General features: G+C 68.6%; 4 protein-coding genes. 1 reads left to right on the top strand and 3 read right to left on the bottom strand.

Annotated elements, in window-relative coordinates; genetic code table 11:
• Nucleotides 1–91 precede the first annotated feature (91 nt).
• Both ACR2JA_RS09785 and ACR2JA_RS09780 read right to left on the bottom strand, forming a co-directional pair.
• The gene (locus ACR2JA_RS09785) at nucleotides 92–904 is read right to left on the bottom strand and encodes an aldolase/citrate lyase family protein (protein ID WP_434008896.1); all 813 of its coding nucleotides are present in this window, start codon (nucleotides 902–904) and stop codon (nucleotides 92–94) included.
• Nucleotides 905–916: 12 nt separating this feature from the next.
• The gene (locus ACR2JA_RS09780) at nucleotides 917–2,410 is read right to left on the bottom strand and encodes a lipid II flippase MurJ (protein ID WP_434008895.1); all 1,494 of its coding nucleotides are present in this window, start codon (nucleotides 2,408–2,410) and stop codon (nucleotides 917–919) included.
• Between the two features lie 153 nt (nucleotides 2,411–2,563).
• On the opposite strand from ACR2JA_RS09780, the gene lysS reads away from it, so the two are divergent.
• Entirely contained in the window at nucleotides 2,564–4,123 is a 1,560-nt protein-coding gene (gene lysS, locus ACR2JA_RS09775) for a lysine--tRNA ligase (protein ID WP_434008894.1), read from the top strand.
• Between the two features lie 148 nt (nucleotides 4,124–4,271).
• Here lysS and rpoH read toward each other — a convergent pair whose 3' ends face one another.
• Nucleotides 4,272–5,231, bottom strand: coding sequence for an RNA polymerase sigma factor RpoH (rpoH, locus tag ACR2JA_RS09770; protein WP_434008893.1), 960 nt, complete (start codon nucleotides 5,229–5,231; stop codon nucleotides 4,272–4,274).
• Nucleotides 5,232–5,485 lie beyond the last annotated feature (254 nt).

Genomic DNA, 5,485 nt, shown 5'->3' with positions numbered 1-5,485 from the left:
TCGATGGCCACCGCCAGCGCCGTGCCCAGCAGCAGCGGGCTGAGCAGCAGCAGTGCTATCAGGCTGGCCACCACATCGAAGGTTCGTTTGATCATCCCTGTCCGTTGCGCCGCATGCGCGAGGCGATCTGGCCGATGGTCTCGGCGATCCGCAGGCGGTCTGCTTGCACCTGCCCAGCGCTGCGCGAGGCCAGCGACCGCTCGGCGGTGCGCAGGGCTGCCACCTCGTCCTCGAACGAGCCGGCACTGCCGCTGCCGTGAAAGGTGCGAGAGAGGATCACCGCCTGCGAACCCAGCCGCAGGTGCTCGGCCAGCACGTCGCGGCCGGGCAGCAGGCCCTCGTCCAGCCGCGCGATGCCGCCGAAACCGAAGCGCAGGCCCTGTGCCCGCGCCAGCCGGGCCGCGGTGTCGAGCAGGCCCAGCGCCAGCGGCTCGAACATGAAGTGCAGGCCCATGGACAGGTGCAGATCGTTCAGGCCCACGTACACCTCTTCCAGCCCGGGGGTGCCGATCCACTCGGGCAGTGACTCGAACGCGCCCGCGGTTTCCAGCAGCGCCACCACCGGCGCCCGTCCGGCCACGATGGCGCAGAAGGCTTGCAGCTCCCAGGCCTCGGTGAACATGGGCAGCATCAGCAGGTCGGCGCCCTGGGCCAGCACCGCGTTCACCTCGGTGTCGGTGTCCGGGTTCAGCGGGTTCACGCGCACCATCAGGCGCGATCGTTGCAGCACCGCCTTGATCCGCCCCACATCGTCCAGCGTGTGCGTGCTGATGAAGGTGTTGCGCCCGGCCTGGCGTTCGGCCTTGCCGTTGCGCTCCAGGTCCACCCACAGGCGCAGGCCCTCCAGCGCGTCGCAGCGGCGTGCGAAGTCGGGGTCGTTGGTGATCTGGATGAGGTCCATCATGGGCGGTGTGCATTATCGGCGCAGGGCGCGGCGCAGCCCGGGCGAGGCCAGCCAAGCCACCCCGACCACCGCACCCGCCGCCAGCACCGCCAGCAGCAGGCCGCTCCAGCGGCTGTCGATGCGCCAACTCGCGCCCATGGCCGCCACACACACGGCGGCCAGCGCAGCGGGCAGCAGGTCGCGCCAGGCCAGGACGTTGCACACCTGTTCGCGCTCGCTCAGGCACAGGGTCAGCGCGGCCGCGGCCAGCGCCGCGGTGACCAGGCCCATGACGAAACCGCCCCCTGACAGATCCCAGCGCGATCCCAGCCAGGCCCCTGCGGCCAGCACCGCCAGCGCCAGACCGTAGGCCCCCACCGCGTGCCGCAGCCGCCCGGTGCTGGCCATCAGGGTCAGCAGCACGGCCAGCAGCGCCTGCGGCAGCAGCGACCATGCGCCCACGCGGGCCCAGCCGGCGATCTGCGCCACCGCCTCGGGCGGCATGCGGCCCCAGCCGAACAACAGCTGCGCCAGCGACGGCGCCAGCCCTGCCAGCGCCGCAGCGGCGGCACAGGCCAGCACCCAGGCCAGCACGAAGGCCTGCCGCAGGGCGTCGCGCCGCGCGGTGTTGGTGCCGGCGGCCGGTGGTGCCGCGTAGGCCCGCGCGATGCCCGGAAACGCCAGCGACGCCACCAGCTGGATTGCCAGCACCAGCGGCAGCTCCACCAGCTTCCAGGCGTAGTTGAAGGTGGTGAGCGCACCTTCGCCCGTGCCCGAGGCCAGGCTGCGCGCCAGCAACGGCAGCAGCAGGGGCAGACCCGCACTGGCCAGCGCCCACAGCCAGACGCCAGGCAGCGGCCAGTGGTCTTCGCTCACCTCGTTGGCCACTGCGGTGGGCTGCACGGCCCGCCCAAGCCGCCAGTGCAGCCACAGCAGCCGCAGCGCCATGGCCAGCAGCAGGCCCAGGCCGAGTTCGAACAGCGCGCGGGCCGGCGCGTCGTGGGCGGTGGTGGCGATCAGCAACAGGCTGCCGATCACCACGGCGTTGACCACCAGGTTGGCGCCGTACATGCCGGTGAAGTCGCGCTGGTGCTGCAGCCGCGTGGTCCACAGCGCCGCCAGCAGGGCCAGCGGCACGGCGACCGCGCTCCAGCGCAGGCCGTCCAGGGCGATCGGACGCACCGCGTCGCCCAGACCGGGTGCCAGTGCGGTGGTGGCCAGCCCTGGCGCCAGCAGCAGCGCGGCAGCCACGGCCCCGCCGCCCAGCAGCAGCCAGCGGCCCAGTTGTTGCAGACCCAGGGCCTGGGCCGCGGCGCTCTGGCGTGCCCACAGCGGCAGCAGCACATAGGCCAGCGCGCCCGAGGCAAGGATGCCGGTGATCAGGTCGGGCAGCGTGAGCACGAGGATGGCCACGTCCGCCAGCCCGCTGGCGCCCAGGGCGGCGGCCTGCACCGATTCGCGCAGCAGGCCCAGCACACGGCTGACCAGCAACAGGGCGAGGGAGACCAGACCGGCGCGCAGGAACATGGCGCGCATTATCCGGGGCGCCGCCGGGTGGGCCGGGTCCCTGGCCGGGCCACTAAAATGGCGGGTTGGGCGCCGGTGCGCTGGCCACCGTGTGGCGCCCTTTTCAATCGTTTTCCAACCCTTCCGAACCTCTGGCCCGCGCGGCCTGCCCCTATGTCACAAGCCCCGAACCCCGCCGCCGCACCGGTGGCCGCCGCCACCGACGACAACCAGCTGATCGCCGAGCGCCGCGAGAAACTCAAGGGCCTGCGCGAGGCGCAGCAGCGCGGCGAAGGCGTGGCCTTCCCGAACGACTTCAAGCCCGCCGACAAGGCCGCCGAACTGTTCGAGCGCCACGGCGAAGCCACCAAGGAAGCGCTGGAAGCCAGCCCGGTGCGCGCCAGCGTCTCGGGCCGCATGATGCTCAAGCGCGTGATGGGCAAGGCCTGTTTCGCCACCCTGCAGGACGCGTCGCTGGGCCCGTCCGGTGGCCGCATCCAGATCTACCTGAACACCGACAGCGTGGGCGAAGCCAGGCTGGCCGCCTTCAAGCACTGGGACCTGGGCGACATCATCGCGGCCGAAGGCGTGCTGATGCGCACCCGCACCGGCGAGCTGTCCATTCACGCCGACAACATCCGCCTGATCACCAAGAGCCTGCGTCCGCTGCCCGACAAGTTCCACGGCGTGGCCGACCAGGAAATCAAGTACCGCCAGCGCTATGTGGACCTGATGACCGACGAGGCCTCGCGCCGCCGTTTCGTCACCCGCAGCAAAGCACTGTCCAGCATCCGCGATTACATGGTGAGCCACGGCTTCCTCGAAGTCGAAACGCCCATGCTGCATCCGATTCCCGGCGGTGCCAACGCCAAGCCCTTCAAGACCCACCACAACGCGCTGGACCAGGAAATGTTCCTGCGCATCGCGCCCGAGCTGTACTTGAAGCGCCTGCTGGTCGGCGGTTTCGAGCGCGTGTTCGAGATCAACCGCAACTTCCGCAACAAAGGCATCAGCGTCCGCCACAACCCCGAATTCACCATGATGGAGTTCTACGCGGCGTACTGGAACTACCAGGACCTGATGGACTTCAACGAGCAGCTGATCCGCCACGTCGTCCAGCAGGTGCACGGTGACACGCCGCTGACCTACAACGGCAAGCCGGTGGACGTGTTCTCGCCGTTTGAGCGCCTGACGATTCGTGAAGCCATCCTCAAGTACACCGAAGCCGGTGACGGTGTGGACAGTGCCGAATGGCTGATCCCGGCCCTCAAGAAGCTGGGCATGTCGGAGGACAAGCACCAGCTCTCGACCCGCTCGCTGGCCAGCCTGCAGGTGCTGTACTTCGAAGAGACGGTGGAAGAGAAGCTCTGGAACCCGACCTTCATCATGGAGCACCCGACCGAAATCTCGCCGCTGGCGCGTGCCAACGACGACCGCCCGGAAGTGACCGAGCGTTTCGAGCTGTACATCACCGGTCGCGAGTTCGGCAACGCTTTCTCCGAGCTGAACGACGCCGAAGACCAGGCCGCGCGCTTCCACGCGCAGGTCGCGGCCAAGGACGGCGGTGACGAAGAGGCGATGTACTACGACGCCGACTTCATCCGTGCGCTGGAATACGGCATGCCCCCGGCCGGCGGCTGCGGTATTGGTATCGACCGCCTGATGATGCTGCTGACCGATTCGCCCAGCATCCGCGACGTGATCCTGTTCCCCGCGCTGCGCCGCGAACACTGACCCCCCGCGCCGCCTGCGGCGTCACCCCCCAGGGGGCGATGCCTTTGGCCCGGCGGAGCCGGTTCCACGGCATCTCTGGATCAAGTCACGGCTTCGGTCAACAAAAAACCGCCCTCGGGCGGTTTTCTTTTGGGGGGCTGACCGAAGGTTAGGCGAAGTCGGCCAGCGCCTTGCGCATCTTTTTCATGGCCGCCACCTCGATCTGGCGCACCCGCTCGGCGCTCACGCCGTATTCGGCCGCCAGCTCGTGCAGCGTCATGCCGCCCGAGCCGTCGTCGTTCACCTTGAGCCAGCGCTCGGTCACGATGCGGCGCGAGCGCTCGTCCAGCTCGCCCATGGCGCGGGCAACGCCTTCGGTGGCCAGCACGTCGCGCTGGGTCGATTCGATCACTGCGGTCGGTTCGTGTGCCGTGTCGGCCAGCCAGGCGATCGGGCCATAGGCCTCTTCGCCGTCGTCGGCGGGGCTGGGGTCCAGCACCACGTCGCCGCCCGACAGGCGCGTTTCCATTTCACGCACTTCCTCGGGCTTGACCTTCAGGTCGCGTGCGACCACGTCGACCTCGCTGTCCGAGAGCACCTCGCGGTGCGTGTCACCTTCCGCCGCTTCGGCACGAAAGCCTTGCTTCATGCTGCGCAGGTTGAAGAACAGCTTGCGCTGCGCCTTGGTTGTGGCCAGCTTGACCATGCGCCAGTTCTTGAGGATGTACTCGTGGATCTCGGCCTTGATCCAGTGCATGGCGTAGCTCACCAGGCGCACGCCCTGGTCGGGGTCGAAGCGCTTGACGGCCTTCATCAGGCCCACGTTGCCTTCCTGGATCAGGTCGCCGTGCGGCAGGCCGTAGCCCAGGTACTGGCGGGCAATCGACACCACCAAGCGCAGGTGCGACATGACCAGCTGGCCGGCGGCCTCCAGGTCGTTGTGGTCGCGCAGGCGGCGCGCAGCGTTCTGTTCTTCTTCCAGCGTCAGCAGCGGCATGCGGTTGACGGCCGAGATGTAAGCGTCCAGGTTGCCCAGCGGGGGCAGGGTCAGCGAACGGCTCGCCCACGGGCTGGCCACGGCCAGGGTGGCGGTGGGCAGAGCGGTGGGGGCCAGCAGAGCGTTGGACATGGATGGAACCTTCCTGTAGATGGTCTGGAATCAATGTTAGCACTCCCTGAGAGAGAGTGCTAACAGAATGGTTCCCGTGCCTGGAGGCGTTCTGGTGCATCGCTCGTGCGGTACGGATGGCATGCTCTGTAGTGAATGGTGTTCATTCTGTTTGTGAGTGAACACTTTCTTATAAGTGCCGATTGGGCGGAGGTTTCTCAGCCTGTTGCATCCGCACCGCAGGGGTGCACAGCCAGTCCGGGAGGGCGTGCAGG

Source organism: Hydrogenophaga sp. (assembly GCF_051007235.1).
Classification (GTDB): domain Bacteria; phylum Pseudomonadota; class Gammaproteobacteria; order Burkholderiales; family Burkholderiaceae_C; genus Hydrogenophaga.
The sequence above is the reverse complement of the archived record's forward strand: the minus strand, read 5'-3'. Positions and strand labels throughout refer to the sequence as shown.